At 55.2% G+C, this 14,869-nt stretch carries 16 protein-coding genes and 2 pseudogenes; 12 read left to right on the top strand and 6 right to left on the bottom strand.

Going from position 1 to position 14,869, the window contains the following annotated elements; genetic code table 11:
• Positions 1–10 precede the first annotated feature (10 nt).
• From BLM14_RS21775 to BLM14_RS21760, 4 genes and pseudogenes are all read left to right on the top strand, one after another.
• Positions 11–1,329, top strand: a pseudogene (locus BLM14_RS21775) (MFS transporter).
• Positions 1,330–1,355: 26 nt separating this feature from the next.
• Positions 1,356–1,793 carry a YqaA family protein gene (locus tag BLM14_RS21770; RefSeq protein WP_100001949.1) on the top strand — a complete coding sequence of 146 codons (438 nt, stop codon included), beginning with the start codon at positions 1,356–1,358 and terminating at the stop codon, positions 1,791–1,793.
• Positions 1,790–2,509 (top strand): HoxN/HupN/NixA family nickel/cobalt transporter, encoded by a 720-nt coding sequence (locus BLM14_RS21765; RefSeq protein ID WP_100001948.1) that lies wholly within the window; start codon positions 1,790–1,792, stop codon positions 2,507–2,509. The genes BLM14_RS21770 and BLM14_RS21765 overlap by 4 nt, the downstream gene beginning before the upstream one ends.
• Positions 2,510–2,823: 314 nt before the next feature.
• A complete protein-coding gene (locus BLM14_RS21760) occupies positions 2,824–4,254 on the top strand; it encodes an ISKra4 family transposase (protein WP_237143627.1) in 1,431 nt (476 codons plus the stop codon).
• A gap of 196 nt (positions 4,255–4,450) precedes the next feature.
• Here the strand turns inward: BLM14_RS21760 and BLM14_RS21755 are convergent, their stop codons facing one another.
• From BLM14_RS21755 to BLM14_RS21745, 3 genes are all read right to left on the bottom strand, one after another.
• Entirely contained in the window at positions 4,451–4,828 is a 378-nt protein-coding gene (locus BLM14_RS21755) for a response regulator (RefSeq protein WP_100002191.1), read from the bottom strand.
• Entirely contained in the window at positions 4,821–5,870 is a 1,050-nt protein-coding gene (locus BLM14_RS21750) for an HWE histidine kinase domain-containing protein (protein WP_204252034.1), read from the bottom strand. Before BLM14_RS21750 ends, BLM14_RS21755 begins: the two co-directional genes overlap by 8 nt.
• Positions 5,871–5,973: 103 nt before the next feature.
• Complete coding sequence (locus BLM14_RS21745) at positions 5,974–6,165, bottom strand: CsbD family protein (RefSeq protein WP_100001946.1); 192 nt, start codon at positions 6,163–6,165, stop codon at positions 5,974–5,976.
• 617 nt (positions 6,166–6,782) lie between these two features.
• Between BLM14_RS21745 and BLM14_RS21740 the strand changes: the two genes are divergently transcribed.
• Positions 6,783–7,880, top strand: coding sequence for an AI-2E family transporter (locus BLM14_RS21740; protein ID WP_100001945.1), 1,098 nt, complete (start codon positions 6,783–6,785; stop codon positions 7,878–7,880).
• 84 nt (positions 7,881–7,964) lie between these two features.
• On the opposite strand, the gene BLM14_RS21735 is transcribed toward BLM14_RS21740, so the two are convergent.
• A complete protein-coding gene (locus BLM14_RS21735; protein WP_100001944.1) occupies positions 7,965–8,981 on the bottom strand; it encodes a YihY/virulence factor BrkB family protein in 1,017 nt (338 codons plus the stop codon).
• A 208-nt stretch (positions 8,982–9,189) separates the two neighbouring features.
• Between BLM14_RS21735 and BLM14_RS21730 the strand changes: the two genes are divergently transcribed.
• A complete protein-coding gene (locus BLM14_RS21730) occupies positions 9,190–9,519 on the top strand; it encodes a DUF982 domain-containing protein (protein ID WP_133123869.1) in 330 nt (109 codons plus the stop codon).
• A gap of 201 nt (positions 9,520–9,720) precedes the next feature.
• Positions 9,721–10,539 (top strand): transglutaminase-like domain-containing protein, encoded by an 819-nt coding sequence (locus tag BLM14_RS21725; protein WP_100001942.1) that lies wholly within the window; start codon positions 9,721–9,723, stop codon positions 10,537–10,539.
• A 345-nt stretch (positions 10,540–10,884) separates the two neighbouring features.
• Here the strand turns inward: BLM14_RS21725 and BLM14_RS21720 are convergent, their stop codons facing one another.
• On the bottom strand, positions 10,885–11,658 hold the full coding sequence (locus BLM14_RS21720) for a PRC-barrel domain-containing protein (protein WP_237143583.1): 774 nt from the start codon (positions 11,656–11,658) through the stop codon (positions 10,885–10,887).
• Between the two features lie 560 nt (positions 11,659–12,218).
• On the opposite strand from BLM14_RS21720, the gene BLM14_RS21715 reads away from it, so the two are divergent.
• The 5 genes from BLM14_RS21715 to BLM14_RS21695 all read left to right on the top strand — a co-directional run bounded on the left by BLM14_RS21715 (position 12,219) and on the right by BLM14_RS21695 (position 14,069).
• Positions 12,219–12,482: a GlsB/YeaQ/YmgE family stress response membrane protein gene (locus BLM14_RS21715; RefSeq protein WP_100001941.1), complete on the top strand. Its 264-nt coding sequence runs from the start codon at positions 12,219–12,221 to the stop codon at positions 12,480–12,482.
• A 45-nt stretch (positions 12,483–12,527) separates the two neighbouring features.
• Positions 12,528–12,836 (top strand): hypothetical protein, encoded by a 309-nt coding sequence (locus BLM14_RS21710; RefSeq protein WP_100001940.1) that lies wholly within the window; start codon positions 12,528–12,530, stop codon positions 12,834–12,836.
• A 12-nt stretch (positions 12,837–12,848) separates the two neighbouring features.
• Entirely contained in the window at positions 12,849–13,043 is a 195-nt protein-coding gene (locus BLM14_RS21705) for a hypothetical protein (protein WP_100001939.1), read from the top strand.
• On the top strand, positions 13,043–13,279 hold the full coding sequence (locus BLM14_RS21700; protein WP_157929574.1) for a hypothetical protein: 237 nt from the start codon (positions 13,043–13,045) through the stop codon (positions 13,277–13,279). The genes BLM14_RS21705 and BLM14_RS21700 overlap by 1 nt, the downstream gene beginning before the upstream one ends.
• Before the next feature lie 487 nt (positions 13,280–13,766).
• Positions 13,767–14,069, top strand: coding sequence for a hypothetical protein (locus tag BLM14_RS21695; RefSeq protein WP_100001937.1), 303 nt, complete (start codon positions 13,767–13,769; stop codon positions 14,067–14,069).
• A gap of 11 nt (positions 14,070–14,080) precedes the next feature.
• Here BLM14_RS21695 and BLM14_RS32010 read toward each other — a convergent pair.
• Positions 14,081–14,869 (bottom strand): annotated as a pseudogene (locus tag BLM14_RS32010) (IS5 family transposase); the annotation flags it as partial.

Raw genomic sequence — 14,869 nt, 5'->3', positions numbered from 1 at the left:
GTAACCGACGATGCTTTCCGTTCTTTATAACCGGACATACCGCCATTTGTTTGCCGCGCAGGTCATAGCCCTTATCGGTACGGGGCTAGCGACCGTTGCCCTCGGACTGCTTGCCTATGATCTGGCGGGCAAGAACGCAGGCGCCGTCCTTGGTACAGCCCTCGCGATCAAGATGATCGCCTATGTCGGTATTGCCCCTATTGCTGCGGCATTTGCCGAGAGACTGCCGCGCCGCGCCATGCTTGTCGGCCTCGACCTCGTCCGAGCGCTCGTGGCGGTTGCACTGCCGTTCGTCTCCGAAATCTGGCAAGTCTACGTGTTGATCTTTGTCCTGCGTCGGCTTCGGCCGCTTTCACGCCGACCTTCCAGGCGACGATCCCCGACGTCTTGCCGGATGAGCAGGATTACACGCGTGCGCTGTCGCTGTCACGTCTGGCTTACGATCTGGAAAGCCTTGTCAGTCCCATGTTGGCGGCGGTATTGCTGACCGTCATCAGTTTCCACAGCCTGTTCGCTGGCACCGTTATTGGGTTCCTCTTCTCGGCGGCGCTCGTCGTGTCGGTCACCCTCCCAAGCCCCAAACCGTCCGAGCCTCGCGGCATCTATGACCGCACGACGCGGGGCATGCGCATTTATCTGGCGACACCGCGTCTGCGTGGATTGCTCGCTATCAATCTGGCCGTCGCAGCAGCCGGGGCAATGGTCATTGTCAACACCGTCGTAATCGTCCAAGCCGAGTTTGGTCTGACACAGCGCTCGACTGCTCTGGCTCTGGCCGCATTCGGCGGCGGGTCGATGTTGGCGGCGCTGTTTCTGCCGCGTCTGCTTGATGCGGTGTCGGACCGTCTGGCCATGCTGGCGGGAACTGTCCTGCTGTTTGTCTCGTTGATTGCCGGCATGTTTGTGCCTTTCTACGAGCCGCTGTTGGTTCTCTGGTTCGTCCTCGGCATCGGCTATTCCATCGCGCAGACACCGTCGGGTCGACTGCTCCGCAAGTCGGCGCAACCGGAAGACAGACCTGCGCTGTTTGCGGCGCAGTTCGCGCTTTTGCATGCCTGCTGGCTGATCACCTATCCGCTGGCCGGATGGTTTGGTGCATCGTTCGGGCTTCCGCTCACTTTTATCGTACTGGCGGCGATCGCGGGCCTCTCGGTTTTGTTGGCCGCGCTCGTCTGGCCTGCGGCGGATCCCGAAGCGATCGAACACAGTCACGACGCACTTGGCCCCGACCATCCTCATTGGCGGGAAGGGATGGTCACGGCCGGAACACGGCATTCCCATCCTTTCGTCATCGACCGCCATCATGACGTGTGGCCGCATGATTATTGACCGCTCAACAATAGCGAACACGCAAGATGGGTGATATCGGGATCTATGGCGGGCTGTTTGCTGCGGCGTTCGTTGCAGCGACCATCGTGCCGATGCAATCCGAGGCGCTGCTCGCACGACTGTTGATCAGCGGTGCCTATTCCACGACGGTCCTCATCGTGGTGGCAAGCGTAGGCAATATTTTAGGTTCGACCGTAAATTGGCTGCTCGGCCGTGGAATTGATCATTTTCACGACCGTTCCTGGTTCCCCGCCAGCAAGTCGGGTCTGGAGCGCGCCACGAAATGGTACCACCACTATGGCAGATGGACCTTGCTGCTCAGCTGGATGCCGATTGTCGGCGATCCGCTGACGGTCGTCGCGCGGGAACCGCTCTGGAGTTTTCTGCTGCTTGTCGCGATCGCAAAGATTAGCCGCTATTTGATCGTTCTTGGCCTGACGACAGGATGGATGGGATTGTCATGATCCACTGGGTGATCGAGTTCCAACGCGAAATCTATCTGGCCTTCGGCCAGCAAATCAGTGCGTTTGCGGTCGACAGAAGCTGGACCGCCTATGCTGCCTTCCTGCCGATGGGCATCCTGTTCGGCGCGGTTCACGCCATGACCCCCGGACACAGCAAGTCAATCCTTGCCACCTATCTTGTCGGATCGTCTGCCAGCATGGGCCGGGCGCTTCTGACATCCATGGCGTTATCGTTCACTCACGTCACATTGGGTGTGGTGATCGCGGCGTTTTCACTGCCGCTCGTTTCGGTTGCTCTTGGCAGCGTCGGGCGCGCACCGATGCTGGAAAGCATCAGCCGTGGACTTCTGGGGTTGATCGGGCTGTGGATGCTCTGGCGGGCCTTGCGCCATTCCGGACACCACCACGACACCGAAGAGGGAGCGGCGTTCGGGTTCATGGCTGGCCTCATACCCTGTCCGCTGACGCTGTTCGTCATGACGTTCGCCATTACTAGGGGCGCGCCCGAGGTAGGTGTAGCCTTTGCCGCGATGATGATGATCGGCGTTGCTTTGACCTTGTCGACGGTGGCATTCGCGTCCGTCTTCTTCAGCCGGCAGCTTATCCGTTTATTCCAAACCCGGCCACGTCTGATCGACGGCATTTCGCGTTCGATCGAGGGGGTCGCGGGCATGATTCTGGTTGTGGTTGCCATCCATGAAATCCTGATCCGTTAAGCTGATGTTTGCGGTGCTTATGCCGTCTCAAAGCCGTTCAGAATTACGGATGGCTACAGCCCGGTGAAATCCTTTGTTCGGCATCAACGCCCTTGGGACGGAAGGAGTTTAATTGAAAAGAGAGGACAGCATGGAACAACGGGCAGGCGGGAGGCGTAATTTTGCACTCCCTCTGATGGCGCCCAGCAGGCGCTTATGACCCTGCGTCGAGACCGGTAATTTCTCTGGGGTGACCTCCTCAGCCACCAATTGTTAGCATCGTATGGTTCACCATCGTCGCTTTGTTCACGGAGGCAACGATGGCGATGGAATGGATGATTACGATCGAGGGCAGGAACGAATTCGGTGAGGTTTGCCGGAAACAGATCCAGGTCAACAAAAGTTGGGAGCGACTGCGCGACGGCGAGATCGGGCTGTCGATCGATGACGGCAAGGCGATCATGAAATCCTTGCAGAGTGCGGTTGTGAACCAGGAGATGGAAACCTACGCGCTCTTTCGACGGGTCTGTCCCGACTGCCAGACCTTTCGACCAGTCAAGGACTATACGAAGCGCCGCATTCGAACGGTCTTCGGCACCGTGGAAGTCAGGAACCCGCGATGGATGCTGTGCCAGGACTGTTACCCGGGGATGGTGGGTGGGTTCACTGTGCTGAAGGAGATCTGCCCCGATCGTGCGACACCCGAGCTGATGGAACTGACGGCTCGCCTTGGCAGCATGCTGCCATACCGGCAGGCGGCCAGGATGCTCGCCGAATTCCTGCCCATCGAGCCGACCGAGACGCACGCGACCGTGCGCAACCGGACGATCAGAATCGGCGGACTGCTTGATGATCAGCTGGTCGAGGAAGCTTGGCAGTCACGATCGGAAATTGCCGACCAGTGTCAGCTGGAAATGCAGCTTCCTGGCGATCACCGAAAGGAGTTTGTCATCAGTGTCGACACGGCTCACATTCGCGGTGCCGATCCCAACATGGCCCGCAACTTTGAAATCGTCGTGGCCCGATGCGGACGCGGCGATGTAGGTGGCCGCTACTTCGTTACCAGCAACACCGATCGGTCCGAGATACGGGATCGCAGCCTGCAAGCCCTCCGAAAGGAGGGATACTGCGGTCTTGGGGACGTCACGGTGATCTCCGACGGCGCGGAAATCCTCAAGCGGCTACCCCGCGCCATGCCGACGCCGACAAAACATATCATCGACTGGTTCCACATCGCCATGAAGGTCCAGCCCATGCAACAGATCGCTGATCATTTGGTTCGCTCCCGGTCTGATCTTGTCGAGAATCTTCCCACCATCGATAGGGATATTAAGGCGGTGAAGTGGCGTCTGTGGCACGGGCGCGGCGACCGCGCAATCCGTGATCTCGAAAGGATCATCGCCCAATTGCAGGTGTTGCGCCAAGACGATCTCTGCGCCGGGCGCCTCCACAACCTCGGTTCGCAGCTTCTGACCTACATTCGTTCGAACCGCGGTGCGATCATCAATTACGGAGCCCGCTATCGCGCCGGCCTCCGCGTCGCAACCACCCTTGCCGAGTCGGCGGTTAACTCCCTGGTCGCCAAGCGGATGGTGAAGAAGCAACAGATGCGTTGGTCCCAGCACGGTGCCCACATGTTGATGCAGGTTCGGACAGCCGAAATAAACGGCGAACTCCGTGATCGGCTTCGTGCAAGATTTCGAGAGCCAGAACCTCAGGTGCCCTCGTTGTTCAAGCCCAAACCGCCGCTACTCCGAGCCGCATGACCCCAGAAAAATTACCGGTCTCTCGGCATTCATCGCGGCTGCAAGGAGGCTGATATCTACGTCAGAGAACGTACACCCACCTCCGCTAACCCTTAGGTCAGCGACCACGGCGGCAACGTGCGCCGAAGCTGGAAATTCTCGGTCCGAGTTTTTCGGCCATGCGTAATTTGCCATACCCAACCCGAGCTCAAGAATCTCATCCCATAGATGAGTTGCGCAAAAGACACGTCAGCGTATCGACCAGTTCCTCAAACATGAATGGCTTTCGGATTACCGCCCGGTCGCCGTATCCATCCCAAATATCGTTGATACTATTGCCGGTAGAGAAGACAAAGGGGACAGCGTGCATGGCGAGCGCGTCGGCGACAATGCGGCTTGCTTGGCCATTCAGGTTCATGTCCAGCATGGCGGCGTCGAAAGGTTGGTCCTCAATCAGGGAAACGGCGTGATCGGCCCGGGTCGCTGTGGTCACAGACCCGCATCCGAGGTCAGCCAGCATGTCTTCAATCATCATAAGGACCAGTACTTCGTCCTCAACGACAAGGATCCGCCGGCCAGCGAGCAATTTATCCATTGCGGTCATCTTCGGGGACGGGAAATCTCATGGTGCAAACAAGGCCCTCAGGCCGGTAATCGAGATGCACTTGACCTTCAAGTTCTTGCGCTAAACCGTTTTCGATCATGCGTGATCCAAAACCCTTGCGGGAAGGATGCATCACGGCTGGTCCGTGCTGCTCTTGCCAGAGCAGAATTAGCTGCTCACCTTCCGGCGCGGGTTCAAGTCTCCACTGGATCAGGATCGATCCCATGCCATCGGAAAATGCACCGTACTTCACCGCATTGGTCGCAAGTTCGTTGAACGCAATCCCCAAAGCGAGAGCCGCCTTTGGAGGGAACTGAATGTTGTCACCGTTAATGACAATGCGATCCTTGCGGCCGTCTGTCACCGCGAATGGTTCCAGCGCATCGTTGACCACGTCGAGCAAACCTGCGCTTTGCCAATTCTGGCGTGTAAGCATGTCGTGCGACCGCGACAGCGCGTGCAACCTTGATTCAATCGCCTCGCGAATGGCCTTGGGATCGGTCGCCGTCCGCAAGGCCTGCCAAACAATCGATTGCACGGTTGAAAGGGTATTTTTCACGCGATGATTGAGCTCATTGATCAGCATCCTGGAGTGAGCTTCTTCTTCTTTGTGCCGGGTGAGATCGACGAAAGAAGCAAAATACTGTACAATGGCGCCGCCTTCATCACGAACCGGACTGATGAAAAGCGCCGCCCAGAACTCACTACCATCCTTGCGTCGATAGCGAATTTCCACACCATTGCCTGATTGAGCTTCAAACTCGGCTTCAATTTTGGACAATGCCTCTGCATCGGAGGCGTGCGCCATCAGGAAATTGAAAGTTTGACCGAGGACCTCGTCACGCTCGTATCCCGATAATGCAAGGAAACTTTCATTGGCAAAAATGATGGAATTCGTGGTTTCCCTGGCATCGGCAAAAACCATCGCCATGCGCGTTTGTTCAGCGGCAACAACGAACGGGCCAAGTTCTCTTCGAAAGCTGTCAACGTCTGCTTCGGCAGCCAGTTGTTCTTCGGACTTGCTCGTCGTCATTTTCAACACTCGATCCGGACTCTTTGCACGCGGGTGCCCTGAAGATTTATCGCGATCTGCACCGACTGAAACCGGATCGGTCGGCATATAGCGTCTAAGGCGATCACGCTTTATCGATGATCTTTTTCACAGCACCCTTGGCTTTGCCTTTGGCCTTCTGCGTCTCGCCTTTCATCTCCTGCATCTTGCCTTTGGCCTCCATTTCCCTGGAACCGGTTGCCTTGCCGGCGGCCTGCTTAATATTGCCGGCTGCCTTATTGGCCATACCGGAAACTTTGTCGCTTGTGCTACCCATGGGTGAACTCCTTGAAAGCTTTCATTCACAAAGATAAACGGTCAACGCCGCCCTTGGTTCCACTTGGCTATATATAGTCCATCCTATTGAAATAGTGTGACAATAGACGCCGCGTGTCCTGGCTGGGGACATCGCCGATAGCCAACCGCTGTCCCACATAGTTCCTCCAACACAAGCCTGGTTCATGTTGCTCCAAACAAACCGCGTCGAAGGATACGGGACCCCGGCAACGGTCGAATAGCTCGGGACCTGGCGTTTGCAGCAACGCGTCCACATCAATTTTTCCCAATGCGTGTCGATCGTCATCCCAATGTTTCGTTGCGATTTAGAGCCCGGGGACGGTCACTTTTCCGCAGATGGAACCGCTCTAACAACAGCGCGTTTTAGGAGATCCATCGGGGACATTTCGCTGACCCTTCCCCGAGACAATATTATGAGAACAATTCTAATCGCCTGAGGTGAAGGACGAAGAGAATAAAACAAATACGCTTTCATCCAATGCTGATTGCCCGACTGGGTCCAACCGGTCCGCGACAGGGTTGCCCCTTCCCGTTGGATTTAGAGGTGGGCGGCCATCGCAGGTGCCGCGAGGTATCGTGCTTGAGGAGGCATCACCGATGAGGAAGTCCATCTTTTCTGGCACTGGTCCTACCAGCAAAGCGACGCCGGTCGACATTTCTGATCTGACAAAAGAAGCGGGACCCTTGACCGCCGATCCGAAGCTTGTCATTTTGACGTGCCTCTTGATTCTCGCAAGTTTGACGGCGGCTTATGTCGCCGCGGAGATCGTGCTGCCAATTATTCTTGCGTTCGTGCTAAAGCTTCTGTTCCAGCCGGCAATGCGGCAACTGGAAAGGCTCCGCGTCCCCCGGCCGCTTGCGGCACTCACAGTCATTCTGACCTTATTTGGTCTTATCGTGGGTCTTGGCGCTGCATTGTTGGGGCCGGCCTCGTCATGGGCAGGCCGTCTCCCCGAAGGTATTGAGAGGCTACAGCAACGCCTTCATTTTCTCAGCAAACCGATCCAGACCTTCCAGAATTTCATGCATCAAATCGACGGCGGACAAGCCGATGCCGGCTTCAATCTGTCCGCTATCCTACTCCAAGGAACGCAGCATTTCGCAAGCGGGTTGTTCGAGACCATTTTGATCCTGTTCTTCCTTTTGATTTCCGGCGACACGTTCCTGCGGCGAACCGTCGAAATCATTCCCCGGTTTAGCGACAAGCGCCAGATGGTCGCCCTGTCACAGCAGGTTGAGCAAGATATTTCTGCTTATCTCGTGACGATCACCCTGATGAACGGGTTGGTGGGCCTTGCAACCGGAACGGCAATGTGGGCGACGGGTCTGGGCGATCCTATCTTGTGGGGCGTTTTGGCTTTTATCCTGAACTACGTGCCGATCCTGGGCCCATTCGCGGGTGTCGCCATATTCGTGTTTGTCGGTCTGCTTGGCATCGATGGAACCTGGACAGCGTTTTTGCCGGCAGGACTCTATCTGTTCATCCATTTGATCGAAGGCGAAATCGTTACGCCCATGCTGCTCGCCCGGCGTTTCACGCTCAATCCAGTCCTCGTCATTTTGTCGCTGATCTTCTGGTTCTGGATGTGGGGCGTGCCTGGCGCCATCCTCGCCGTTCCCATGTTGGCAATTCTAAAGATCATCTGCGATGAGATTGCTCCGCTGAATTCGCTTGGGCATTTTTTGGAAGGATAGGGCCAACAAGACGAAGTTCACGCTCCGGTTTAGCGCGCGGCCAGCATATCTCCGCGGCATGGGAATGGCCGCTTTGAGCTGCTATTAGCGCCTCGTCTCATTCGCAGATTCGCCGAGTGTATCGGCAACCACGGCTCCGCGTTCTCCCATGGGAGCCGGATCTCCGATAGTCGTATCGATCGCGGTTTGATGTTCCAGCTCAGCGTTCAGTTCAGCGCCGAGGATGAGGATCATCACCGATATCCATGTCCATACCATCAGGCCGGCAACCGCACCCAACGCACCATAGGTGGCATTGTAATCGGCAAAATTGGCGAGATAGAATGTGAAGCCCGCCGATGTGATCAGCCACACCAATGTGGAAAGAATGGCTCCCCACGACAGCCAGCGCCATTTGGGTTGCTCGCGGTCTGGCCCGAAGCGATAAAAGACGGAGACGGCGGCAGCGACAACGACGGCAATTAAGGGCCAGCGGGCCAAGCTGATCAGCACCGCATTCCAACCGTCCAGGCCAAGCAGCGTCAACACGTGTGGGATAATACCCAGTGCGGTGATCAGGATAATTCCAAAAAACATGGTGCCGAACGTGAAAACAAATGAAACCAGATTAACGCGCACGAAGCTGCGGGTTTCATTCTCGCTGTAGGCAACGTTCAAGGCTTCGAATATGGCTTTAATGCCATTGTTCGCACTCCACAGTGCCACCGAAAGTCCGATGAAGAACCCGAGACTGAGAACTTTGGTATCCTGCGCTGCAAGAGCCTCAAGCTGGGATCGGATCAGGTTGACCGAGTCCGCCGGAAGAATGCCGGCGAGGAGCGAGGTGTTACCTGCAACGGTGGCGCGGTCAGCGAGTAAACCGTACACCGACACGAACGCTGTAAGTGCCGGAAACAGCGCGAGCAGTAAATAGAATGTTGCTCCTGCCGCAATCAACATGATCCGGTCTTCCCACAATGAGCCGTACATTCTGTAGAGAATGTCCTTCCAACCCTTCATCGGAATTTCAGAAGGCGCATGCGCACGGCGCCCGCGGCCCTGCTGCCTTGCCCGCCGCAGTTGCGCTTTACTGGCAGTTGACCGTTTGGAAATTGGGGCCATGGTAGAACCTCCCCACCAGCAACAATTCTTTCAAATTTCTGAGGGCGTATCAAGGTGCAGGGCGCAAGTTCGACCATGCGCAGGCGATCATGCTGGCATTTTGTTGTGCCTACCCAGCGGGTGGTCCTCTGGTAGGATTGTCTCAGTACAAAGAGCACATTCATTCCGCTGGTTCTTTTCAAGATAGATTAAAGCGCGGACGCGTTGATTGATCCGCTATTGGCGGCATTGGGGAGAAGCCGGTCTTCCATGGAACTTCCATCAACTATCCACGTTTCTGGGTATGCGCGATTTGCCATTTCCATACGTTACGATAGAGACCGAACAGCTCGGCGGCACGCGGAACATTTCGTCGGTAGAAGAAGCGGCGGATTTCCTGGAAATGTATTGGCCGATCAAAAAGGGCGAGAAGTTTGTTGAGGCGAAGCAGGCCTGCATTGAGGCATTGGAGGGCAAGATCATGTGCACCGCTGCTCGGTCAGCATTTATCGAAGCTGCCAAGGAAGCCGATATTTACGTCGCAGAAAAGAGGCTCTAATTTCGCTTGATTAGAAAAATGCCAAGGAGGCGAGGATCTGCTTCTAATACCGCATGGCATTAACCGGCTTTAACGGAACGATCCGACGAGAAGCCTCTTGGTAATTACCGTGCCTTCCCTTGACGCGATGATCGCCGCTTTCGTTGTTGGTTCCGTCGCGCCCGCTTTGCATTGTTGGATACAACCCACGGAGTGCCGCATATGAGATTACATGTCGGGTGTGAACTGACATTTGAGTTTCCGCAGGAAACACCGCTGATTGCCATATTGAACGTTCACCATTCGCGTGTGGCCGATTTGATCGGCGTTGAAACATTTACCACGTCACCCGCTATCCAAGCCAGCGGGTACCACGATCAGTTTGGAAACTGGTGTAATCGGATTGTCGCACCAGCAGGCGCATTCAGCCTCAGCACGAACGCCGTAGTGAACGACAGCGGCGGACCTGATCCTGTCGTGCTTAATGCCGTTCAACATCCCGTGCAGAACCTTCCGGACGACACGCTCGTCTATCTCATGGGCAGCCGATACTGTGAGACGGATTTGTTGAGCGACAATGCTTGGAAGCTCTTTGAACATAGCCCGCCCGGATGGCAGCGTGTTCAGGCGGTTTGTGACTACGTGCATCACTATATCCATTTTGGATACGAATTTTCCAATCCAACACGCACGGCTTACGGGGCATTTGGCGAAGGCCGAGGTGTTTGCCGGGATTATACGCATCTCGCCGTTGCGCTTTGTCGATGCCTGAATATCCCGACACGTTACTGTACCGGATACATTACTGATATCGGTCTGCCGCCCCCCTATGCGGAGATGGACTTTTGTGCCTGGATGGAAGTGTTCCTGGGTGGTCAATGGCACGCATTCGATCCGCGCAACAACGCCCCTCGCATCGGGCGGATCAAGGTTGCACATGGCCGGGACGCGGCCGACGTGCCGCTCACAAATATATTCGGGCCAAACGTTCTGACCAAATTCAAGGTGTGGGCCGACGAGGCGGCCCACACGCTCGCGTAATTGGGCGTCCAAATCAATCTCGGTCTCCTCCACGCCAAGGTGGATGATCCTTTTTGTAATAAGCCAAAGTCGTGGTAGCCGAAAACTCTCAATCCTGCTTCATTGCATATGGGTAGATGGAACAACCTTCAATGGAATGAACGAACGCATAAGCTCTCACTTAATCCTGCCAGTTTACAGGTCCGCCAAGCGGAATCTTAGATATCCCCGCCGGGACGGTGGTTGTGGTGACCTCATTGTTTAGCCTGCTGCAGGCGACTCGTCCGCACTTCGATGCATACGTTCAGGCGCGCCGCCCCGAAGAGGACCATTAAAGGCCTAAACACAGACAGTCGGCATCTGAATTTATTCGGCCGCACCGCGAAGCAGAATCTTCTCGCTGTCGGCCTTGTATGCCTCTGCCGAATAAGCTGGGTGCTTCTCAAGTTCGTCCTTGGTAAAAGGCGTAAACACGGAAATTTTTCCATTGTCATCGGCCAGCAGATCGAGGTTTTCAATCGAGATTGCGATCGGCTTTTTGCCTAGTCCAAGAAAGCCGCCAACGTCCACGACGAAAGCGTCGACCTGGCCGTCACCTGCCATCAATGTATCTGCCACGCTGCCAAGCTGCTTTTCATCGGGGCCATAGACCGCTGAACCTATCAACTTTTCGGAGCTTATCGATGCAGTCGGAACAGCCTTGAGCGCGCTCCTGATGTCCGAAGCGGCCTTGTTAACCACGCTTTCCGTTTTCGCATTCGTAGCGACTCCTGTAGCCTGTCCCTTGGCAGGATCGGATGCCCCGTCCCTGAGCAAACTATTGCTATCGAACGTGGGAGCACCGCTGAGTTCCTCTTTGCTGCTCGCAACAACCAGCCACCGCTTGTTGTCGTCGCGAGTCACCCAGGCCAATTGATCGAGACTTACGGCAATATCCTTCTGGCCGACGCCAAGAAAGCCGCCGACGCCAATAAGCGCTGCCACCGCATTTCCGTCTGGGCTAAGCACAATATCGGTCACTTCGCCGATGGTGGCAGCGTCGTCTGCCGGACCATTATAAACTGTTTGTCCGACTAGGCCCGATGTGAGGACGAGCCCTTTGGAAGCGACGAGATAGCGATCGTGATCTCGTACCGCCACCGATGGGTGACCAAAAACGTCTTGTGACGTCCTTCCGTCTTGAGCGAATGCCCCTGTTGTCATCAATGTTATGAGAAAAGTCGTCGTGAATAAGGTTTTCAAAATTGATTGCTCCTGGAAGGCGGCACAATGCGTGCAGCCAAGCACAAACGCAGAGACGAGCTCTCTGTTCCAGGTTGGCTGTGAAAACATCGCCGAGTAGCCGATCTATCTCCAGAACAGAAGTGGGGTTTAGCAGTAAATCTCACCGAGTGCCCGGTCTCGCGGAATGAAAGTGGCACATACGCCTCCGCCGACGACTGGCTCTGCTTCTCGAAAGCACGCCAATAACGACGTATTGTGGAGCCCAGAGCAGGAAGCTGGTCATATAGCCGGATCAATGTCAGCCGCTCTGGCGATGGCTTTCCTGCATTCGCCGTCAGAAACGATTTAGCTCGTTCACCTCGCCGTAAACTAGGGCAATTCTACCCACTCAGGCTGCTGTTAATCGTAGCGGGTTTAATGGAACAAAATGCGCCCGTCTGTGTTCAGTTGGACATCACCTTTCTTGGAGAAATTGAATGGAAACTGCCGGAATTGGATGGATTGCCGCTATCATCATTGGTGGCGTTGCCGGATGGCTTGCCGAGATGTTCATGAAGAGCAATATGGGCATGATCATGAACATCCTATTGGGCATGATTGGAGCGGTCGTTGCCAACGCCCTTCTCTCATTTTTTGGGGTCATATTAACAGGCTGGGTAGGCTATCTACTCGCCGGCGTCATAGGCGCATGCATCCTTATCGCGATCGCAAGAATGTTTCGGGGAAACCGAGCGGTATAAATGTCCTTCTCCTGTTCGGCCGCCACAAACAAAAAGGTAATTTGAATGGCCACGTATCCTACGGAAGCTCGCGAAAAGCTTGAGGACGATCTGGAAGCCCAGATCGCGACATTGAGCAAGGAGCTATCGACGATCAAAAAGTCACTTGCTGATCAGGGTTATGATTTCTTGGACCAAGCAAGTTCTGCATATGAAAGCGTTAAAAGAAGCGGTCGAACTGCTGCACGGTTCGTGGGTGATGAGGCGCAGATGGTGACGGACAAGGCTAAAGACAATCCAATCGCAACAATTGCAATCATTTCAGCCATCGCTGGAATTGGTTTGCTGGTCGGATTGAGCCTACTCAGACGTTAGGCAGACTGGAAGATGATCGTCTCCGACAATGGCATCGGGAAAACCACTGTCAATGACGCCGACGTGACCGGCGGGCTCGGAACAGCCATTGTCGAGGCTCTGGCAAAGCAGCTCGATGCCCGCATGGACGTCGCCAGCAGCGCAGAGGGTACAAGCGTGTCCATCACCCGGGCAACCTTCACGTTGCGCAGGCCCACGGCGGCATGATGACACTCTATCGTTTCGAGTTCGATGAAATGACCAGGATCGAATCCGTCTGCGGAATAGAGCTGGGTGGCAACCGGGTGGCCATGCATCAGGCAAGGCTGGCGGTTCAGGATTCGCTAATCGACGCGAATATCGAGGGCGTTGATCAGGGCGGACTGGGTCCTGCGAGTCTATCGTATGGTAAAACACAGATAGGAACCGTTCGCTTCGCCGACTTGCTGAATGTTCCGAAATAACAGAATTGACGATCCGAGGCTTGTTGAGAGATGCGGGTCAACACAACCTTATCATCTGTTCAGTTTGAGGAAGTGACGCATTCAGGCATCCGCCAGCGTAGCGCTGCTCTCGATTTCAGCGAGGCGGAGCGCTTGCCATATGCGAGCTGATAAACCAATTGCGTAATCTCCGGATCCTTGGGACCATGGATCTCGCAGTCCAAAGGGCCGTCAAATAGTGCAGACAATTCCGCGCCATTTATCGGCGAAAGCCACAGGCGAGGCCCGGCGCAGTATGAAGGTGCCGTGCGCCAGGCCCCTATCGAAGAGGTTATGCTCCCGACGCACGATGAAACCAATTGAAGGGAGTATTTGTTCCGTTTTGTGATCAGCCGTCCTAAGGAACCTTATCGGTCGACAATGCATTGTCCTTGCAATGGATTTACCTGCCCATCGACAGGGCTTCGCGCGTTTTGAAAATTCAGACGTCACGGAGGAGATAACAAGAATGCAAGATACAACCCTCGGTGAATTAGCTGACAAGTTTGACCGGTTTGAAAAGAACCTAAAGCGCCGGATGGCCAGCGTCAGGGCTCGCGATCTGCTGTCGCCGGACCAAACAAGGAGATCCGAAAGGTTTGATGAAAAACTGAAGCAAATTCAGGGGAAACTGAAGGCAAAATGTGTGGCGTCGCCAAGTGTTAATAGGGAACTCCGCGAACTCGAAATTCAAAATGCTATGCTGCTGCTGACCAGCAGTTTTGATCATTGGGCACGTCGACTGGATTCTGGGATGATCAAAAGGAAATGACTGTGCCTGTTTTGGATGGACGCAATGTGCTCATCCCGCTGACTGGGCGGATCGTGATCATCTCTTTCATTTGAGTTCGAACGCGGAGGAATGATGATCCTGGCGTCCGGGCTATGACCAAGAACAGCCTCATATGTCAGCTGCCCATCATAGGCTCCGTCGGCAGTAAACTGACCGATGCTTTGGTCAATATTGCCGAGCAACATCTCAAGCTGACTGACATCGCTCGTATTCTGATCGATCAGAACTTCTGCGATGATCTCCCCGCTATCCGCGTCAACGCCAGATGCAGTTTACGCCATTCACGTCGGGATTTGGCTCCATGTTTATCTTCAAGCCATTGGCCTGCACCGTAGATTTTCAAGCCTGTGCTGTCGATGACAACATGTAGAGGCTTATCGGCACCGGCCTTCTTCTCAAGCTGGCCATTGGCATCAGGCGTGTTCTTTCGAGGTTGCAACTGACCAGATCGTCGGCTCAACGTCGTATGATCCGGGATCGGAAGTTTCACACCCATCCGCTTGAAAACGGACAACAGGAAGCCTTCGATCTGGGCGCAGCGGTAAATCGAAAACCAGCCCGCTCTTCAGGGATGCTTCAATCGCCAGATCAGAATAACGAGGCTGACCGCCGCGCGTCTTTCTTTTCGGTGCATGCCAGGCGGCAAGAGCCTCATCGCTTAGCCAGAATGTCACGCTTCCGCGCTGGCGAAGCCCTGCTTCGTATTCCGACCAGTTCGTCACCTTATATTTCATCTTCGGAATACGGTGACGGCGAGCAGAATTGTGTTTGAACGGCAT

Source organism: Phyllobacterium zundukense (genome assembly GCF_002764115.1).
In the GTDB taxonomy this organism is placed as follows: domain Bacteria; phylum Pseudomonadota; class Alphaproteobacteria; order Rhizobiales; family Rhizobiaceae; genus Phyllobacterium; species Phyllobacterium zundukense.
Note: the sequence above shows the minus strand (reverse complement) of the source record. Positions and strands in the feature narration are given on the sequence as shown.